The organism is Variovorax pasteuri (genome assembly GCF_051216435.1).
Classification (GTDB): Bacteria; Pseudomonadota; Gammaproteobacteria; order Burkholderiales; family Burkholderiaceae_C; genus Variovorax.
The window spans coordinates 757,320-774,346 of sequence record NZ_JBPJZS010000001.1; the positions used below are offsets into that span (position 1 = coordinate 757,320).

Consider the following 17,027-nt stretch of genomic DNA (forward strand, 5'->3'; position numbering starts at 1 on the left):
CAGGAACACACGATGACGACAACCACCGATCTGATGTCCGCGGCAGAAATCCTCGGCGGCCTCGTGGGCGCGATGGCCACCGGCCGCATCCGCGTGATCGACCTCACGCAGACGCTCACGCCCGAGTTCCCGCAGATCGCGCTGCCGCCCGAGATGGGCCAATGCTGGCCTTTCCGCATCGAGGAAGTGTCGAAGTACGACGAGCGCGGCCCGGGCTGGTACTGGAACAACTTTTCCTGCGGCGAGCACACGGGCACGCACTTCGACGCACCGATCCACTGGATCTCGGGCCGCGACCTGCCGAACAACTCGGTGGACACCATTCCTGTGCAGAACTTCGTGGCACCGGCGTGTGTGATCGACTGTTCGGCGGACGTGCAGTCGAACGACGACTACCTGCTCAGCGTGGCCGACATCGAGCGCTACGAGGCTGCGCACGGCCGCATCCCCAAGGGCGCGTGGGTGCTGATGCGCACCGACTGGTCCAAGCGCAGCGACCCCGAGGCGTACCAGAACTTCGACGAGACCGGCCAGCACACGCCGGGGCCGAGCACCGAGGCTGTGCGCTTCCTGGTGGAGCAGCGCGACGTGCTGGGCTTCGGCTCGGAGGCCATCGGCACCGACGCGGGCCAGGGCTATCACCTGCGGCCGCCGTATCCGTGCCACTACTACATGCACGGCGCGGGGCGCTACGGGCTGCAGTGCCTGAGCAACCTCGACCTGCTGCCGCCCGCCGGCGCGGTGCTGATCTGCCCGCCGTTGAAGATCGAGAAGGGCAGCGGGAGCCCACTGCGCGTGCTGGCCCTGGTGGGAGCGTCGGCATGAGCGCACCGAAGGTCGCGGCCGTCACCGGCGGCAGCGCCGGCATCGGCAAGGCCATCTGCGAAGACCTGCTCGCGCAGGGCTACGAGGTGATTTCGCTCGCGCGCCGCAAGGCCGAGATCGATCATCCAAAGCTGCACAGCATGGAGGTCGACCTGAGCGACCGCGCCGCCACCGGCGAAGCCGTGCGCGAACTGGTCGCGCGGTTTGCGCCGACCACCATCGTGCACAACGCCGGCGTGATCCGTGCGGCCCTGTTGCCCGACGTGAAGCTCGACGACCTCGACATGCTGGTCGATCTGCACCTGGGCTGCGCCGTGCAGCTCGTGCAAGGCGCATTGCCCGCCATGCGCGCACAAGGTTTCGGTCGCGTGGTGCTGCTATCGTCGCGCGCCGCGCTCGGCCTGGCCACACGCACCAGCTACTCGGCCACCAAGGCCGGCATGCTCGGCATGGCCCGCACCTGGGCGCTGGAGCTCGCGGCTGACGGCATCACCGTGAACGTGGTCGCCCCAGGGCCCATTCGCACGGACATGTTCTACGACGTGGTCGAGGCCGGCAGCGAGAAGGAACGCGCGCTCGCCGCTTCGGTGCCCGTCAGGCGCCTGGGCGAATCGGCCGACGTGGCACGCGCCGTGCGTTTCTTTGCCGACGCCGACAACAGTTTCGTCACCGGGCAGGTGCTGTATGTCTGCGGCGGCACCAGCGTCGGCAGCCTGGCGCTCTGACTTTTCTTTTTTGCTTTCCTCACGTTCATCCAAACCACTCTGGAGCATCGCCATGAAAGTCCTGAACCGAATTCGCACACTCGCGGCCATTGCCGCGGGCCTCGGCGCGTTGAGCGCCGCGGGCGCGTGGGCCGCTGACCTGAAGGTCGGCTTCATCACGTCGATGTCGGGACCGGTGTCGTCGCTCGGCATTCCGTACGACAAGGGCATGAAGGCCGCGCTGGCCTACAAGTCGGAGGTGGGCGGGCGCAAGGTGCAGGTGATCCAGCTCGACGATGCATCGGATCCGTCCACGGCCGCGCGCAATGCGCGCAAGCTGATCGAGGAGGACAAGGTCGACGTCATCATCGGCACCGCCGGTGCGCCCGGTTCGCTGGCCATTGCCGGGGTGGCGCGTGAAATGAAGACGCCGCTGATCTCCATCGCCAACGCCGACCTTGCGGGCGAGGAGGGCGCGTGGATGGTGACGCTGCCGCAGCCCGCGCCGCTGATGATGGGCGCGATGGTCGAGAAGATGAAGCAGGCCGGCGTGAAGACGGTGGCCTACATCGGCTACTCCGATGCCTGGGGCGACCTGGTGTACGACGCGCTGATGAAGGCCACGCCCTCGGCCGGCATCAAGGTGGTGTCGAACGAGCGCTACGCGCGCAGCGATTCGTCGGTGGCCGGCCAGGTGCTGAAGATCGTGGCGCTGAAGCCCGACGCGGTGATCACCGGCGCCTCGGGCACGCCGGGCGCGCTGCCGTACCTGGCGCTGACCGAGCGCGGCTACAAGGGAAAGATCTACGGCATGCATTCGCTGATCAACCCCGACTTCATTCGCGTGGGCGGTCCGTCGGTCGAAGGCCTGCTGGCGCCCACGGGTCCGGTGGTGGTGGCCGAGCAGCTGCCCGACACCAACCCGATGAAGAAGATCTCGATGGACTTCCGCGCCGCCTACCAGAAGGCCAACGGCGCGGCGCCCACCGACACCTTCTCGGCCTACAGCTTCGATGCCTGGCTGATCTGCCTCGATGCCGCGCAACGCGCCCTGGCCACCAAGACGGAGCCGGGTACGCCGCAATTCCGCCTGGCCATGCGCGATGCCATCGTGAGCACCAAGGAGCTGGTCGGCACGCACTCGGTCTACAACTTCAAGCCGACGGACCGCTATGGCTCGGACGACCGCTCGCGGGTTGTCGTGAAGCTTGAAAAGGGTCAGTGGAAGCTGTTGCCCTGAGCACCAGCCCGGCATGACAAACACCACGGAAACCTGAGATGAAGAACAAACTCACCCACATCCTCGGCGCCACGGTGCTTGCGCTGGCAAGTTCGCAGGCCCTGGCGGCCGACCTGAAGATCGGCTTCATCAGCTCGCTGTCGGGCCCGGTGGCCGCGCTCGGCATTCCCTACGAGAAGGGCATTCGTGCAGCGATTGCGGAGCACCCCGAGATCGCCGGCCGCAAGGTCCAGCTGATCGTGCTCGACGACGCCTCCGACCCCACCACCGCCGGGCGCAATGCGCGCAAGCTGGTGACCGAGGACAAGGTCGACGTGCTCATCGGCACCTCGGGCGTGCCCGGCGCCATGGCCATCGCCGCGGTGGCCCGCGAGCTGAACACGCCGCTGATCTCGCCCACCCCGGTGACCATCGCCGGCCCCGAAGGCGCATGGACGGTCACGGTGTCGCAACCGTTTCCGCTCATGGTCGCGGGGGTGGTCGATCGCATGAAGAAGTCGGGCGTGAAGACCGTGGCCTTCATCGGCTTTTCCGACGCGCTGGGCGACCTGGCCTACGACTCGCTCGTGAAGAGCGCCGACGCCGCCGGCATCAAGGTGGTGTCCAACGAGCGCTATGCGCGCAGCGATTCGTCGGTGGCCGGGCAGGTCCTGAAGATCGTCGCGACACGGCCCGACGCAGTGTTCGCCGGCAACTCGGGCACGCCCGGCGCGCTGCCGTACCTTGCGCTGGCCGAGCGCGGCTACAAGGGAAAGATCTACGGCACGCACGGCCTCATCAACGCCGACTTCGTGCGCGTGGGCGGTGCCTCCATCGAAGGCCTGCAGGTGCCCAGCGGCCCGGTGCTGGTGGCCGACCAGCTGCCCGACAGCAACCCGATCAAGAAGGTGTCGATGGGCTTTCGCAACGCCTACCAGAAGGTCAACGGCGCAGTGCCGACGGATGCCTTCTCGTCGTACACCTACGACGCCTACCTGCTGCTGGCCGATGCGGCCTCGCGCACCAAGGGCGAGCCGGGCACGCCGCAGTACCGCACGGCGCTTCGCGACGCGATCGTGAGCACGAAGGAGCTGGTGGGCACGCACGGTGTCTACACCTTCAAGCCGGACGATCGCTACGGCTCCGACCAGCGCGGCGTGGTCATCGTGCAGATGACCAAGGGCCAGTGGAAGCTGGTGCCCTAGTCGTCGTCCAGTCTCCGAGCACACCGCCATGACCACCTACCGCAATCGCCCCGATCTTGTCGCGGCGCTGGTTCGGGACGACCGTGTCCACCGCGACCTGTACCTCAGCGAAGAGATCTTCGCGCTGGAACAGGAGCGGCTGTTCGCCAACACCTGGGTCTTTCTCGGCCATGCGAGCCAGGTGCCCGAGCCCGGCGACTTCGTCACGCAGGACATCGCGGGTCGGCCGCTGCTCATGGTGCGCCAGCCCGACGGCGCGGTGCATGTGCTCTACAACCGCTGCGCCCACAAGGGCACGCAACTGGTCACGGACGAAAGCGGCAACACCGGCCGCTTCTTTCGCTGCCCGTACCACGCGTGGACCTACAAGCTCGACGGCGCGCCGCTCGGCGTGCCGCTGAAGAACGGCTACGAGGGCACGCAGCTCAAGGCCTGCGAATCGGGGCAGGGGCTGTCGGTGGTGAAGCATGTGAAGGTGTACCGCGACTTCGTCTTCGTGCGGCTGTCCGACACCGGCCCCGCCTTCGAGGAATATTTCGGCGAGGTGCTGGGCGCGATCGACAACATGGTCGACCGCTCCCCCGAAGGCAAGCTTGCCGTGGGCGGCGGCGTGCTGCGCAACATCGTGCATTGCAACTGGAAGATGTACCTTGAGAACATCAACGACACGGTGCACCCGATGTCCACGCACGAGTCGGCCACCAAGGCGGCCGAGGCGCTGTGGGAAGGCCATGCGCCCACCGACCCCAAGCCCATGGCGATGGAGCAGATACTGCCCTTCGGCTCGGGCTATGAGTTCTTCGACAAGATGGGCGGGCGCGTGTTTGCCAACGGCCACAGCGTGCTGGGGGTGAACTTCAGCATCCACTCCAACTATGCGCAACTGCCCGAGTACGAGGCCGCGATGCGCGCCGCGCACGGCGAGGCGCGCGCCACCGAAATTCTGCAGCGCTCGCCGCAGAACTCGGTCTTCTATCCGAGCCTGTCGGTCAAGGGTTCGCCGCAGGCCATCCGCGTGATCCGGCCGCTGGCCGCCAACCGCACGCTGATCGAGGCCTGGAGCTTCAGAGCGGCCGGCGCGCCCGCGCTGCTGTTCGAGCGCGCCATGAGCTACAACCGCCTCGTGTTCTCACCCATGTCGGTGGTGGCGCATGACGACTTGCACCTGTTCGAGAGCATCCAGCAGGGCCTGCGCGCGGGCGGCAACGAATGGGTGAGCCTGCACCGCAACTTCGATGCGGTCGAGCTCACGCAATCGACGATCACCACCAACGGCACCAACGAGCTGCTGATGCGCAACCAGTTCCGCGCCTGGGCGAAGTCCATGGCGGCGGGCGTGGAGGCTGCGCCATGAACGATCCGCGCGATGTCGTCGCCCACGAGGCGGCCCTGCTCGACGAGCGGCGCCTGGACGAATGGCTGGCCCTGTTCGCCGAAGACGGCCACTACTGGGTGCCGCTGCTCGGCGCGGCGCAGGCCGATCCGTTCTCGCACAACTCGCTCGCCTACGAAGACCGGTTGCTGCTGCAGCTGCGCGTGGAGCGGCTGAAGAACCCGCGCGCGCATTCGCAGCATCCGGCCAGCCACAGCCAGCATGTGCTGCAACCCTCGCGCATCGAGCACGAGAGTGCAGACGAGGTGCGGCTGCGCACGCCTTTCCTTTACGTCGAGGCACGCGGCGACGACCAGGTGTTGCTGAGCGGCACCGTCCGCCACCACCTGGTTCGCACGCCCGCGGGCTGGCGCATCCGCGAGAAGCGCGTCGACCTGCTCAACGCGGCGCGCGCGCTGCCGGCCATCCAGTTGTTCATCTGAGTTACCTGTCCATTCCAACCATCCTCACCGGAGCTACGACATGAAGAGCCTGTTGCAGACCTTGACACGCGGCGCACTCGCCGCGGCGCTGACCGCCTGTGGTGTTGCGAGCGCGCTGGCCGCCGACCTGAAGGTCGGCCTCAGCGTGTCGCTGTCGGGGCCGAACTCCTCGCTGGGCGTGCCCTATGCCAAGGGCATGCAGGCGGCGCTGGCCTACAAGCCCGAGATCAACGGCCGCAAGGTGCAGCTCATCGTGCTGGACGACGGCTCCGACCCGACCACGGCCGGACGCAACGCGCGCAAGCTGGTCGAGGAAGAAAAGGTCGACGTGCTCATGGGCACCTCGGGCGTGCCGGCCGCCATCGCGATGGCGCAGGTGGGCCGCGACGCGAAGACGCCGATGATCGGCCTCACGCCCATCCTGCTCGACCCCGCGGAGAACCCGTGGGTCATGACGGTGGCGCAGCCCACGCAGCTGATGATCGACGCGGTGGTCGAGCGCATGAAGCGCAACAACGTGAAGACGGTGGGCTACATCGGCTTCACCGACGCCTGGGGCGACCTGGTGTACGACGCGCTCATGAAGGCCGCGCCCGGCGCCGGCATCAAGGTGGTGAGCAACGAGCGCTATGCGCGCGCCGACGCCTCGGTGACGGGCCAGGTGCTCAAGATCGTGGCGCTGCGCCCCGACGCGGTGATGACCGGCGGCGCCGGCACGCCGGGCGCGCTGCCGTTCCTGGCGCTGCAGGAGCGCGGGTTCAAGGGCGGGGTGTACGGCCAGCACGGGCTGATCAACCCCGACTTCGTGCGCGTGGTCGGCGCCGCCGGCCAGAACGCGCTGATGCCAACAGGCCCGGTGATCGTCGCCGAGCAGTTGCCCGACGGCTACCCGACCAAGAAGATCGCGACCGAGTTCCGCGCGGTGTTCCAGAAGGTCAACAACGCACCGACCAGCGACGCCTTCTCGGCCTACTCGTTCGACGGCTGGCTGGTGTTCGCCGATGCGGCCTCGCGCGCCATGAAGAAGGCCGAGCCGGGAACGCCCGAGTTCCGCGTGGCGCTGCGCGACGCCATCTTCAGCACCAAGGAAGTGGTGGGCACGCACGGCGTGTACACCTTCAAGCCCGGCAGCCTCTACGGCGTGGACGAACGCGCCCGGGTGATCGTCAAGCTCGACAACGGCCAATGGAAGCTCGCACCTTGAACCGCACGCCTTCGTTCTTCGGGAGGGCCGCGCGATGACATGGGACGTGGCCCTCATTCTTCTCACCGACGGCCTGGCCAACGGCGCCGTCTACCTGCTGGCCGGCCTGGGGCTGGTGCTCATCTTCTCCGTCACGCGGGTGGTGTTCGTGCCGTTCGGCGACATCGCGGCCTTCGCGGCCCTGTCGCTGGCGGCCTTCGAGACCGGCCGCGTGCCGCCGACCATCGGCATGGTGGCCGTGCTGGCCGCGCTGGCGCTGGCCACCGAAATCGGCAGCCTGCTGCGGCGTGGCGAGGCCGCGCGCATTCCCAAGGCGGTGCTGATGTGGGGCGTGCTGCCGGCCATTCCGTGCGTGCTCGCATGGCTGGCCGCGCGGCCCGGCGTGCCGGTGGCGGTGCACATCGCGGTGGCCGTGCTGCTGGTGGTGCCGATCGCGCCGCTGCTGGCGCGGGTGGTGTTCCAGCCGATCGCCGATGCGTCGGTGCTGGTGCTGCTGATCGTGTCGCTGGCGCTGCATTTCCTGCTGTCGGGCCTGGGCCTGCTGTTCTTCGGGCCCGAAGGCTCGCGCACCACGCCGCTCACCAGCGCCGTGTTCACGCTGGGCGACGGCTTCACGGTCAGCGGCCAAGTGGTGCTGATGGTGGGTGCGGCCATCGTGCTGAGCGGCCTGTTCTTCCTGGTGTTCGAGCGCACGGTGGCCGGCAAGGCGCTGCGCGCCACGGCCGTGAACCGGGTGGGCGCGCGGCTGGTGGGCATCCGGCCGGTGCGCACGGCCTTGCTTGCCTACGGCTGCGCCTCGCTGCTGGCGGGGCTCATCGGCGTGCTGATCGCGCCGGTGACGACCATGTACTACGACTCCGGTTTCATCATCGGCCTGAAGGCCTTCGTGGCCGCGATCATCGGCGGGCTGGTGAGCTACCCGATGACGGCCGTGGGCGCGCTCGCGGTCGGCGTGGTGGAGAGTTTTGCCTCGTTCTGGAGCGGCGCGCTGAAAGACGTGATCGTGTTCAGCCTGCTGATTCCGGTGCTCATGCTGCGCTCCTTCATGGCCGCGCACGCCGAAGAGGAAGAAGACGAGGTGGACCAATGAACACGAACCGCAAACGCATGGCGTGGATCGCCGCGGTGGTCGCGGTGCTGGCACTGGTGCCGGCGGTGGCGGGCAGCTTCACGGTCTCGCTGCTCAACGACATCGGCATCGGCGCGCTGGTGGCGCTGGGCCTGGTGCTGCTCACGGGCGTTGGCGGCGCCACCTCGTTCGGGCAGGCGGCCTTCGTGGGCATCGCAGCCTATGCCACGGCCTGGCTCACGACCACGCAGGGCATGTCGCCGTGGATCGGGCTGCTGTTCGCACTGCTGCTCACGGGGCTGTCGGCGCTGGCCATCGGCATGCTCACGCTGCGCCTCGGCGGGCACTTCCTGCCGCTGAGCACCATCGCGTGGGGCCTGTCGATCGCCATGCTGTTCGGCAACGTCGATGCGCTCGGGCGCCACACGGGCCTGTCGAACATTCCGGCGCTGCAGGTCGCGGGCTGGTCGCTGGCCGAGCCGCGCGCGATGTACTACCTGATCTGGGTGATCGTCGGGCTGGCCTGCCTGTTCAGCCACAACCTGCTGCAGTCGCGGCCGGGGCGTGCAATTCGCGGCTTGCGCGGAGGCGCCACGTTGCTGGCCAGCGTGGGTGCGGATGCGTACCGCGTGCGGCTGTCGCTGTTCGTCACGGCCGCGCTGTTCGCGGGGCTGGCGGGCTGGCTCTATGCGCACATGAACCGCTTCGTGAGCCCCTCGCCCTTCGACGTGCGTGCCAGCATCGAGTACCTGCTGATGGCGGTGGCCGGCGGGCTCGGCCAGTTGGCGGGCGCGCTGGTGGGCGCCGCGCTGGTGCTGGTGCTGAAGAACGGCCTGCAGGACGTGCTGCCGATGCTCACGCAGCGCGCCGGCCAACTGGAGGCCGTGGCCTTCGCCGCGCTGTTCATCCTGCTGCTGCACTTTGCGCGCGGCGGCGTGATGGGGCTGCTGCGCCGCTGGACGCGCCGTCGAGGCAGCTCGCAAGGGCCGTCGCGCCACGACGCCGCGCCGGTCGCGCCGCTGGCGCATCGCACGCTGCCCGCGCGCGGGGCGCAGGTGCTGTCGGTGAACGGCGCGGTCAAGCGCTTCGGCGGACTGGTGGCGGTGAACGACGTGAGCTTCGACGTGAAGGCCGGCGAGATCGTCGGGCTGATCGGGCCGAACGGCGCGGGCAAGTCGACCATGTTCAACCTGCTGACCTGCACGCTGCCGATGAGCGCCGGCCAGGTGCGCTTCCTGGACCACGACATCGCCGGCATGCCGCAGCGGCAGGTGGCGCGGCTGGGCCTGGCGCGCACCTTCCAGCACGTGAAGCTGCGCCCGCGCATGAGCCTGCTCGACAACGTGGCGCTGGGCGCGCATTCACGCACGCGCTCGGGCATCCTGAAGGCGGGCCTGCGGCTGGACCGCGCGGAAGAAAGCCAGATCCTGCAGGAGGCGCAGCGGCAACTCGACCGCATCGGGCTGGGCGACCGCGCGCACGAACTGGCGGGCAGCCTGCCGCTGGGCACGCAGCGCATCCTGGAGATTGCGCGCGCGCTGGCCGCCGACCCGGTGCTGCTGGTGCTCGACGAGCCAGCGGCCGGCCTGCGCCGCAAGGAAAAGATGGCGCTCGGCGACCTGCTGCGCAAGCTGCGCGAGGAGGGCGTGACCATCCTCATCGTCGAACACGACATGGACTTCGTGATGAAACTGGTGGACCGGCTGGTGGTGATGAACTTCGGCTCCAAGCTCGTGGAGGGCGTGCCGTCGGCGGTGCGCGCCGACGAGCGGGTGCAGGCGGCTTACCTGGGGAGCGTTGTATGAGCGCCGCACGGCCGCCCGAAGGCGCGGGCCCCCTTCAGGGGGCAGGAGAAGTACACGAAGTGACAAGCCTGGGGGTAGCGAAATGACCGCGATGCTGGAGATTGGCGATCTGCATGTGTCTTATGGACAGGTGGAGGCGGTGCGCGGTGTGTCGCTCGACCTGCAGCACGGGCAGATCATCTCGGTGATCGGCCCGAACGGCGCGGGCAAGACCACGCTGCTGGCCGCGGCCATGGGCCTGCTGCCCTGCAAGGGCACGCTGCGCTTCGAAGGCGAAGACCTGCAGGGGCTGGACGTGGAGGCGCGCGTGGAGCGCGGCCTGTGCCTGGTGCCCGAGAAGCGCGAGCTGTTCGGCGAACTCACCGTGCTCGACAACCTGCAGCTCGGCGCCTACGCCAAGCGGCTGCGCGGCGACGCGATGAAGAAGCGGCTGCAGTCGGTGTACGACCGCTTTCCGCGGCTGGCCGAGCGCCGCTCGCAGCGCGCCGACACGCTCTCGGGCGGCGAGCGGCAGATGCTGGCGGTGGGGCGCGCGCTGATGTCGGCGCCGCGCCTGCTGATGCTCGACGAGCCCAGCCTGGGCCTGGCGCCGCTGATCGTGCGCGACATCCTGACCATCGTGCGCAAGCTGCGCGAGGACGGTGTGTCGATCTTGCTGGTGGAGCAGAACGCGCGCGCCGCGCTCGAAAGCTCCGACCAGGGCTATGTGCTCGAGACGGGCGAGATCGCGCTCTCGGGCGCTTCGGCCGAACTGGCGAGCGACCCGCGGGTGCAGGCGACGTACCTGGGCGGAGGCACGCACGATGACGAGTGACCCGCGCGCCGTGCCGCCCGCGCAACGCACGCTGCCGGCCATGCTGCAGCGCCAGGCCGGGCTGTTCGGGTCGCGCGCGCTGCTGCGGATCGCGGGGCGCGCCTGGGCGCACCGCGATGCGGCGCAGGCGGCGGCCGTTCGCGCCGGGGCCTTGGCGCTCGCCGGTGTGGCGCGCGGCGACCGCGTGGCGGTGATGTGCGGCAACCGCATCGAGTTTCTCGAGAGCTTCCTGGGCGCGGGCTGGCTGGGCGCGTCCGTGGTGCCCATCAACTCGGCGTCGATGGGGCCGCAGATCGAATACTTCCTTGCCAACAGCGAGGCGAAGCTGCTGGTGATCGAGGCGGCCTTCCTGGAGCGCCTCGCCACGGCCGACCTGGGGCGCACTGCGTTGCGCGAGATCTGGGTGGTCGGCGAGGCGCAGGCGGCGCCATGGCCGGCGCCTGCCGGCGTGCGTGTGGTGCCGTACCCCGAAGGCGCCGAGCCCATTGCGCCGGCGCCGGTGCAGCCCGGCGATCCGCTGGCCATCCTGTACACCTCCGGCACCACCGGGCCGGCCAAGGGCGTGATCTGTCCGCACGCGCAGTATTTCTGGTGGGGCGTGAACAGCGCGGAAGTGCTAGTCGTGGGTGCCGACGACGTGCTGTGCACCACGCTGCCGCTGTTCCATATCAACGCGCTGAACACCTTCGCACAGGCGGCGCTGACGGGGGCCGAGGTGGTGTTCGAGTCACGCTTCTCTGCGTCGGGCTTCTGGCCGTCGATGCGCGCCAGCGGCGCGACTGTGGTCTACCTGCTGGGCGCGATGGTGCCCATCCTGCTCGCGCAACCCGAAGGGGAGGGCGAACGGGATCACCGTGTGCGCATCGGGCTCGGGCCGGGCGTGCCCTCGGCCGCCGGCGCCGCATTCAAGGCGCGCACGGGCGTGGCACTGCTCGAAGGCTACGGCTCGACCGAGACCAATTTCGCCATCGCCACCGCGCCCGATTCGCCGCGCGGCGGTGTCATGGGCTGGCTGCGCACGGGCTTCCAGGCGCGCGTGGCCGATGAAGACGATGCGGCGCTGCCGCCCGGCGAGGCCGGCGAACTGCTGCTGCGCGCCGACGAGCCCTACGCCTTCGCGAGCGGCTACTTCAACATGCCCGGGAAGACGGTCGAGGCCTGGCGCAACCTCTGGTTCCATACCGGCGACCGCGTGGTGCGCGATGCCGACGGCGCGTTTCGTTTCGTCGACCGCATCAAGGACGCGATCCGCCGGCGCGGCGAGAACATCTCGTCGTTCGAGGTGGAGCAGGTGCTGCTGAGCCATCCGGGGGTGGCTTCGTGCGCGGTGTACCCGGTGCGCTCCGAACTGGCCGAGGACGAGGTGATGGCCGCGCTGGTGGCGCGCGAGGGCACGACGATCGACCCCGTCGAACTCGCACGCTTCTGCGAAGGCCGCCTGCCGTACTTCGCCGTGCCGCGCTACATCGACCTGCTGGCCGACCTGCCGCGCACCGAGAACGGCAAGGTGCAGAAGTTCAAGCTGCGCGAGCGCGGCGTGGGGCCGCAGACCTGGGACGGCCGGCCCGTGCGGGGCTCGGGCAGCTGAAGAATGCGTTTCATGCGCTCACAACCCGGGCCGACGCATGCCGCTAAAATGATTCAGAACTAAAACATTCAGGCATGCACTCAAATTCACTGACTGGCCGCCACGCACTCGTCACGGGCGCTGCGCGCGGCATCGGCGCCGAAATCGCCCGCACCCTGGCCGCCGAGGGCGCCGTTCTGACACTGCTGGGCCGCGACCGCGAGGCGCTGCAGCGCGTGGCCGACACGCTCGCGGGCAGTGGGCACGGCGTGGCCACGGCCGACGTCGCCAACCCGGAGGCGGTGCAGGCGGCTTTCGCCGAAGCCCGCGCCGCGCGCGGCCGCATTGCCGTTCTGGTGAACAACGCGGGCGCGGCCGAGAGCGCGCCGTTCCTCAAGACGTCCTTCGAGCTCTGGCAACGCATGCTGTCGGTCAACCTCACGGGCAGCTTCCTGTGCACGCAGGCCGCGCTGCCCGACATGCTCGACACCGGCTGGGGCCGCATCGTCAACATCGCCAGCACGGCGGGGCAGAAGGGTTACGCCTACGTGGCGGCCTATACCGCGGCCAAGCACGGCGTGGTCGGGCTCACGCGTTCGCTGGCGCTGGAAGTGGCACGCAAGGGCATCACGGTGAACGCCGTGTGCCCGGGTTACACCGACACCGACATCCTGCGCAACAGCGTGGCCAACGTGGTCGGCAAGACCGGCCGCAGCGAAGCCGATGCGCTGGCGGAGTTCTCGAGCGTCAACCCGCAGAAGCGCATCGTGCAGCCGTCGGAAGTGGCCGACACCGTGCGCTGGCTGTGCGGCGCGGGCGCCGCATCGGTCACCGGGCAGTCGATCTCGGTCTCAGGGGGGGAAGTGACATGACACGCAACGACGCTTCGCATGCGGTGCTGAGCGATGCCGAAGAGCTGGGGCACGAGGGGCGCGCCGGTCACGAAGACCACGCGATGCTCAAGCTCTGGCTGCGCATGCTGGCCAGCACCACGCAGATCGAGGCCGAAATCCGCCGCCGGCTGCGCGAGCGCTTCGGTATTTCGCTTGCGCGCTTCGACTACATGGCGCAGCTCTACCGTTACAAGGACGGCCTGAAGATGCGCGTGCTGTCGCGCTACCTGATGGTGACCGGCGGCAACGTCACGGGCCTGACGGACGAGCTCGAGCGCGAAGGCATGGTGGCGCGCGCGCCCAGCCCCGACGACCGCCGCGCGTGGATCGTGAGCCTCACGCCCGCGGGCCGCCGCACCTTCGAGACCATGGCCAGCGAGCACGAGCAATGGATCCTCGAGATGTTCTCGGGGCTCGACATGAAGACGGTCAAGCAGATGCACACGCAGCTCGGGTTGCTGCGCGTGCATGTGATGCGCGGCGAGCCCGCGGGCGAAGAGGGCTGACGATGGGCGAAGCCAGCCATGTCGACCTGACGGTCGCGAGCGACGAGTTCCGCCGGCCGCGGCTGATCCGCTTTTCCGATTGCGACCCGGCGGGCATCGTCTTCTATCCGCAGTACTTCGTGATGCTCAACGGGCTGGTCGAGGACTGGGTCAATGAAGGCCTGGGGCTCAGCTACCACGGGCTGGTGGCGCAGCGCCGCATCGGCCTGCCGACCGTGAAGCTCGACGTCGATTTCCGCGCCGTGAGCCGCATGGGCGACCAGGTGGTGCTCGGCCTTTGCGTGCAGCGGCTGGGCTCGCGCTCGATGACGCTGGCGGTGCGCTGCTTCGGCGCGCAGACCGGCGAGGTGCGCATGCAGATGACGCAGGTGATCGTGACCACGTCGCTCGAGACGCACCGCTCTGTCGCCATTCCGGACGACATGCGCACGGCCATCCTGCGCAACGCGCCCGCGCCGGGCTGAGCGGCCGGTCAGGGCGCCAGCGGGTTGCCGGCAGCGTCCTGCGCGCGCTTCTTCAACCAGCCGCTCAACTCCTTCTTGCCCTTGGCATTGGCCATGCGCCAGGCCTTGCGCGCAGACGCAATGAAGCGCTCTTCCGCCGCGTCGGGCACCTCGGAGGGACGGTCTTCCTTGTCGAGCCAGCCGGCCTCCACGTTGCAGTGCCTTTCGATCTGCCGTGCGAGGTTGTCGCCGATGGGGCGGGCGCTCTTGACCTGGCTCCACATGCTGGGAGAGATTTCAATCTTCCTGGCGAACGCCTGGTCCAGGCCCTTGGCCGGGAGGCCGGCGGCCACGGCCTCTTCGAGAAAGCGGCGATGCAGCGCGAGGGCATTGCAACGGCGCGCGACGGTGATATTGGGCACTGTTCAAAAACAACAACAAGACAAGAAAAGATTGTCCGGGTTGTTGACGCCTCCGTAAACACTATTTACAGTTGCCTTCACTCGCGGCACAAGCCGCACCATTTTTCCTACCCTTGACGGCCGGCATTGGCAATTTTTGACCCAGGAACCATCGTGAACACCGCATTGCACCTCACCAGCATTCGACCCGCCTCGGGCCGATCGCTCGTGCGCGTCTGGGCGTGCGGTGGTTTTGACGGCATGCCGTCGGTCCGACCGAATCAGCACCAGAGCCACGTGTATTCCGCGAAAGCCGCAGCCAGCCTGCGTGTCGAAAAAAACGAGGATCAGGTGCTACCGGGTGGAGGTTGCGCATAGGCGCATACCTTCCAAGCTCTCTCATGCAGAGGCCCGGACACCGAAAGGTTCCGGGCCTTTTTGTTTGCCATTTCGGGTGTGCCTTCACCACACCGCCAGGGCCCACCGCGTAGACGGTCTGGCGGGATGTGCAGGATTTGATCACTCCTGTGCAGCGACGTCGTACGGGACAGCGCCCAGCGCGCTGTCCGTCGCGTGAGGACACAACCGAAATGGAAAGCACCGCAGTGTTTTTCAGACCCGCGTTAGCTCAATGGATCAGAGCACTTGCCTACGAAGCAAGGGGTTGCACGTTCGAGTCGTGCACGTGGGGCCACTTTTTACTGTTTGCTGTCACACACCCAAGGAGAACCACCATGCGCAAGCGCAACACCCCGATCCGGATGATCACCGTGCGCCCGGCACAGCCGCGCAGGCGCCTGGTGCTCGCCCTGGCCCGGCGCTTCGGCATCGTGACAGATGCGCGGCGCGAGGCACAGGGCGGTGAATTGCAGCGCGACGGGCTCGACCTCGATCAACGCGTGCGTGCATCGGGCGAGTGGTAGCGCGCCTCGTGCCTCGTTGTTTTTCATTCATTTTTTCAACTTCACAACCATCGCCCATGAAGGAGGCGACACATGCAATCTCACGTCCTGCAACTCGACATTCAGGGCACGCCGCAGGCCTGGATCTCGCTGGAGCAGGCGGTGTTGCACTACGCCACCGATTCCGTCGCGTGGGAAGACGGCGGCCTGCCGCTGGCCACGCTGCGCGGCGGCTTCAATGTGGCACGCGGTGCGCAGTCGCGCATCGAGGTGGCGCCCATCATCGCGCTGCGCGGTGCCTCGAAGATCAACCTGTTCGACGTGGTTCCGAGTGTCACCAAGAGCAAGCTGCTGCGACGCGACCGCCACACCTGCGCGTACTGCGCGGATGTGTTCCACGAGCGCGATCTGCAGTGCGAACACGTGCTGCCAGAGTCGCGCGGAGGCCCCTGGACCTGGACCAACCTCGTGAGCGCATGCGCGGTCTGCAACAACCGCAAGGCTGCGCGCACGCCGGAGGAGGCGGGCATGCCGCTGGTCTACCTGCCGTATGTGCCGAGCCGCTTCGAGAACTTTCTGCTCGAAGGCCGCAACATCCGCGCGGATGTGCACGAGTGGCTTGCGAGGCGCCTGCCCAAGGGCTCGCGGCTGCAGTGAGTGCGTGGTCGTGACGACGCTCCGCGCACATGAAAAGAGCCCGCTGTCTTTCGGACAGCGGGCTCTTTGCGTTGGCGTTAGGGAGAGGGGTAAGTTGTCAGCGTCCCACGCCGAAGAAGCGGTAGGCGATCACGCCTGCTGCTGCAATCCCGCCCACCACGGCGAGCAGCAACTTGGTTGCCTTGCCGCCGCCGCGCTTCGAGCGCGGCCAGTGATCCGGCCCGATCAGGTCGATGGGTACAGTGGGTTTGCCTATGTCGGACGCGTTTTCCATGGGAGGAAATATAGCTCACGCCTGGATTCATACCGCTGGGCCCGTTCATTCCGTGGCCTTCGAACATCAACGCCGGTTCTGGCTTTTCGGCCAGGCAGAAAACTGTGAAAGATTCACGCATGAACAAACAAACGATTCTCGAGAGCTTGACGCGTGCCCTCGAAAGCTGGGTTCGCAATGCGTCCGCCGCGCAACTCTGGCAGGTGCATCGGTCGGGCGGCCTCGGCGCGGTCATCGAAGCCGACGAGGAGATCGTGAAAGTTCGCATCGCGCTGGACGGGCCGCGCGATGCGCTGTCGGCCCTCGGCAAGACGGATGGACGCCTACCGGTGACCGAGGCTTTTCTCGGTGCCCGCAACGCGGCCTGGGGCACGCCGCCTGCGCAAGGCAGCCGCGAGCGGGAGCAGTGGTTCCTGTCGAGCGATCTGGCGCAAACGCACGCGCGGCAGTATCTGATGGCGGAGGTGAGCGAGCGCCGTGATCTGCTTGCACGCTGCGTCGACGACTGGATCGCAGGGGCGGCCGAGGCGCAATGAAAAAAGCCCGCTACCGGTGAGGTAGCGGGCTTTTCAGCGTTTCCGCGATGTTGGTTGGTGGGCCCTGAGTGACTCGAACACTCGACCTACGGATTAAGAGTCCGCTGCTCTACCAACTGAGCTAAGAGCCCTTGCTTAGAAAGCGTTTGCTGCTATCTGGCAAGACCACGAGTATATCCCAGTTTTTG

At 67.9% G+C, this 17,027-nt stretch carries 19 protein-coding genes and 2 tRNA genes; 18 read left to right on the forward strand and 3 right to left on the reverse strand.

Annotated features, from left to right (window positions below):
* The first annotated feature begins 12 nt into the window (after nt 1–12).
* The 14 genes from ACSFBM_RS03480 (at nt 13) to ACSFBM_RS03545 (ending at nt 14,090) form a co-directional block, all read left to right on the forward strand.
* Nucleotides 13–825, forward strand: coding sequence for a cyclase family protein (locus ACSFBM_RS03480; protein ID WP_435483150.1), 813 nt, complete (start codon nt 13–15; stop codon nt 823–825).
* Entirely contained in the window at nt 822–1,550 is a 729-nt protein-coding gene (locus ACSFBM_RS03485; protein WP_435483151.1) for an SDR family oxidoreductase, read from the forward strand. Before ACSFBM_RS03480 ends, ACSFBM_RS03485 begins: the two co-directional genes overlap by 4 nt.
* 52 nt (nt 1,551–1,602) lie before the next feature.
* Entirely contained in the window at nt 1,603–2,769 is a 1,167-nt protein-coding gene (locus ACSFBM_RS03490; protein WP_435483152.1) for an ABC transporter substrate-binding protein, read from the forward strand.
* Between the two features lie 38 nt (nt 2,770–2,807).
* A complete protein-coding gene (locus ACSFBM_RS03495) occupies nt 2,808–3,953 on the forward strand; it encodes an ABC transporter substrate-binding protein (protein WP_435483153.1) in 1,146 nt (381 codons plus the stop codon).
* Nucleotides 3,954–3,981: 28 nt separating this feature from the next.
* The gene (locus ACSFBM_RS03500) at nt 3,982–5,307 is read left to right on the forward strand and encodes an aromatic ring-hydroxylating dioxygenase subunit alpha (protein ID WP_435483154.1); all 1,326 of its coding nucleotides are present in this window, start codon (nt 3,982–3,984) and stop codon (nt 5,305–5,307) included.
* Entirely contained in the window at nt 5,304–5,768 is a 465-nt protein-coding gene (locus ACSFBM_RS03505; RefSeq protein WP_435483155.1) for an aromatic-ring-hydroxylating dioxygenase subunit beta, read from the forward strand. Before ACSFBM_RS03500 ends, ACSFBM_RS03505 begins: the two co-directional genes overlap by 4 nt.
* Nucleotides 5,769–5,808: 40 nt before the next feature.
* Nucleotides 5,809–6,972 carry an ABC transporter substrate-binding protein gene (locus ACSFBM_RS03510; protein WP_435443270.1) on the forward strand — a complete coding sequence of 388 codons (1,164 nt, stop codon included), beginning with the start codon at nt 5,809–5,811 and terminating at the stop codon, nt 6,970–6,972.
* Nucleotides 6,973–7,006: 34 nt separating this feature from the next.
* Entirely contained in the window at nt 7,007–8,062 is a 1,056-nt protein-coding gene (locus ACSFBM_RS03515; RefSeq protein ID WP_435435370.1) for a branched-chain amino acid ABC transporter permease, read from the forward strand.
* The gene (locus ACSFBM_RS03520) at nt 8,059–9,846 is read left to right on the forward strand and encodes a branched-chain amino acid ABC transporter ATP-binding protein/permease (protein ID WP_435483156.1); all 1,788 of its coding nucleotides are present in this window, start codon (nt 8,059–8,061) and stop codon (nt 9,844–9,846) included. The genes ACSFBM_RS03515 and ACSFBM_RS03520 overlap by 4 nt, the downstream gene beginning before the upstream one ends.
* A gap of 82 nt (nt 9,847–9,928) precedes the next feature.
* Nucleotides 9,929–10,660 (forward strand): ABC transporter ATP-binding protein, encoded by a 732-nt coding sequence (locus tag ACSFBM_RS03525; RefSeq protein ID WP_435483157.1) that lies wholly within the window; start codon nt 9,929–9,931, stop codon nt 10,658–10,660.
* Complete coding sequence (locus ACSFBM_RS03530) at nt 10,650–12,248, forward strand: ATP-dependent acyl-CoA ligase (protein WP_435483158.1); 1,599 nt, start codon at nt 10,650–10,652, stop codon at nt 12,246–12,248. The genes ACSFBM_RS03525 and ACSFBM_RS03530 overlap by 11 nt, the downstream gene beginning before the upstream one ends.
* Nucleotides 12,249–12,322: 74 nt before the next feature.
* Complete coding sequence (locus ACSFBM_RS03535; RefSeq protein WP_435483159.1) at nt 12,323–13,099, forward strand: SDR family NAD(P)-dependent oxidoreductase; 777 nt, start codon at nt 12,323–12,325, stop codon at nt 13,097–13,099.
* The gene (locus ACSFBM_RS03540) at nt 13,096–13,626 is read left to right on the forward strand and encodes a MarR family winged helix-turn-helix transcriptional regulator (RefSeq protein ID WP_435435374.1); all 531 of its coding nucleotides are present in this window, start codon (nt 13,096–13,098) and stop codon (nt 13,624–13,626) included. Before ACSFBM_RS03535 ends, ACSFBM_RS03540 begins: the two co-directional genes overlap by 4 nt.
* Before the next feature lie 2 nt (nt 13,627–13,628).
* Entirely contained in the window at nt 13,629–14,090 is a 462-nt protein-coding gene (locus tag ACSFBM_RS03545; protein ID WP_435483160.1) for an acyl-CoA thioesterase, read from the forward strand.
* An 8-nt stretch (nt 14,091–14,098) separates the two neighbouring features.
* Here ACSFBM_RS03545 and ACSFBM_RS03550 read toward each other — a convergent pair whose 3' ends face one another.
* Nucleotides 14,099–14,491, reverse strand: coding sequence for a hypothetical protein (locus ACSFBM_RS03550; RefSeq protein WP_435483161.1), 393 nt, complete (start codon nt 14,489–14,491; stop codon nt 14,099–14,101).
* 596 nt (nt 14,492–15,087) lie between these two features.
* Here ACSFBM_RS03550 and ACSFBM_RS03555 point away from each other — a divergent pair.
* From ACSFBM_RS03555 to ACSFBM_RS03565, 3 genes are all read left to right on the forward strand, one after another.
* Nucleotides 15,088–15,164, forward strand: a tRNA-Arg gene (locus tag ACSFBM_RS03555).
* A gap of 40 nt (nt 15,165–15,204) precedes the next feature.
* Nucleotides 15,205–15,393, forward strand: coding sequence for a short-chain dehydrogenase (locus tag ACSFBM_RS03560; protein WP_435483162.1), 189 nt, complete (start codon nt 15,205–15,207; stop codon nt 15,391–15,393).
* A 72-nt stretch (nt 15,394–15,465) separates the two neighbouring features.
* On the forward strand, nt 15,466–16,029 hold the full coding sequence (locus ACSFBM_RS03565; RefSeq protein WP_435483163.1) for an HNH endonuclease: 564 nt from the start codon (nt 15,466–15,468) through the stop codon (nt 16,027–16,029).
* Between the two features lie 97 nt (nt 16,030–16,126).
* Here the strand turns inward: ACSFBM_RS03565 and ACSFBM_RS03570 are convergent, their stop codons facing one another.
* Nucleotides 16,127–16,303, reverse strand: a complete 177-nt coding sequence (locus ACSFBM_RS03570; protein WP_435483164.1) for a hypothetical protein — start codon at nt 16,301–16,303, stop codon at nt 16,127–16,129.
* Between the two features lie 119 nt (nt 16,304–16,422).
* Between ACSFBM_RS03570 and ACSFBM_RS03575 the strand changes: the two genes are divergently transcribed.
* Nucleotides 16,423–16,839: a hypothetical protein gene (locus ACSFBM_RS03575; RefSeq protein ID WP_435483165.1), complete on the forward strand. Its 417-nt coding sequence runs from the start codon at nt 16,423–16,425 to the stop codon at nt 16,837–16,839.
* 55 nt (nt 16,840–16,894) lie between these two features.
* Here the strand turns inward: ACSFBM_RS03575 and ACSFBM_RS03580 are convergent.
* A tRNA-Lys gene (locus ACSFBM_RS03580) sits at nt 16,895–16,970 on the reverse strand.
* Nucleotides 16,971–17,027 lie beyond the last annotated feature (57 nt).

Excerpts from the sequence above, each read along its gene's own strand:
- ACSFBM_RS03480 (WP_435483150.1), top strand. The coding sequence starts at position 13 with ATGACGACAACCACCGATCTGATGTCCGCGGCAGAAATCCTCGGCGGC.
- ACSFBM_RS03485 (WP_435483151.1), top strand. The coding sequence starts at position 822 with ATGAGCGCACCGAAGGTCGCGGCCGTCACCGGCGGCAGCGCCGGCATC.
- ACSFBM_RS03490 (WP_435483152.1), top strand. The coding sequence starts at position 1,603 with ATGAAAGTCCTGAACCGAATTCGCACACTCGCGGCCATTGCCGCGGGC.
- ACSFBM_RS03495 (WP_435483153.1), top strand. The coding sequence starts at position 2,808 with ATGAAGAACAAACTCACCCACATCCTCGGCGCCACGGTGCTTGCGCTG.
- ACSFBM_RS03500 (WP_435483154.1), top strand. The coding sequence starts at position 3,982 with ATGACCACCTACCGCAATCGCCCCGATCTTGTCGCGGCGCTGGTTCGG.
- ACSFBM_RS03505 (WP_435483155.1), top strand. The coding sequence starts at position 5,304 with ATGAACGATCCGCGCGATGTCGTCGCCCACGAGGCGGCCCTGCTCGAC.
- ACSFBM_RS03510 (WP_435443270.1), top strand. The coding sequence starts at position 5,809 with ATGAAGAGCCTGTTGCAGACCTTGACACGCGGCGCACTCGCCGCGGCG.
- ACSFBM_RS03515 (WP_435435370.1), top strand. The coding sequence starts at position 7,007 with ATGACATGGGACGTGGCCCTCATTCTTCTCACCGACGGCCTGGCCAAC.
- ACSFBM_RS03520 (WP_435483156.1), top strand. The coding sequence starts at position 8,059 with ATGAACACGAACCGCAAACGCATGGCGTGGATCGCCGCGGTGGTCGCG.
- ACSFBM_RS03525 (WP_435483157.1), top strand. The coding sequence starts at position 9,929 with ATGACCGCGATGCTGGAGATTGGCGATCTGCATGTGTCTTATGGACAG.
- ACSFBM_RS03530 (WP_435483158.1), top strand. The coding sequence starts at position 10,650 with ATGACGAGTGACCCGCGCGCCGTGCCGCCCGCGCAACGCACGCTGCCG.
- ACSFBM_RS03535 (WP_435483159.1), top strand. The coding sequence starts at position 12,323 with ATGCACTCAAATTCACTGACTGGCCGCCACGCACTCGTCACGGGCGCT.
- ACSFBM_RS03540 (WP_435435374.1), top strand. The coding sequence starts at position 13,096 with ATGACACGCAACGACGCTTCGCATGCGGTGCTGAGCGATGCCGAAGAG.
- ACSFBM_RS03545 (WP_435483160.1), top strand. The coding sequence starts at position 13,629 with ATGGGCGAAGCCAGCCATGTCGACCTGACGGTCGCGAGCGACGAGTTC.
- ACSFBM_RS03560 (WP_435483162.1), top strand. The coding sequence starts at position 15,205 with ATGCGCAAGCGCAACACCCCGATCCGGATGATCACCGTGCGCCCGGCA.
- ACSFBM_RS03565 (WP_435483163.1), top strand. The coding sequence starts at position 15,466 with ATGCAATCTCACGTCCTGCAACTCGACATTCAGGGCACGCCGCAGGCC.
- ACSFBM_RS03570 (WP_435483164.1), bottom strand. The coding sequence starts at position 16,303 with ATGGAAAACGCGTCCGACATAGGCAAACCCACTGTACCCATCGACCTG.
- ACSFBM_RS03575 (WP_435483165.1), top strand. The coding sequence starts at position 16,423 with ATGAACAAACAAACGATTCTCGAGAGCTTGACGCGTGCCCTCGAAAGC.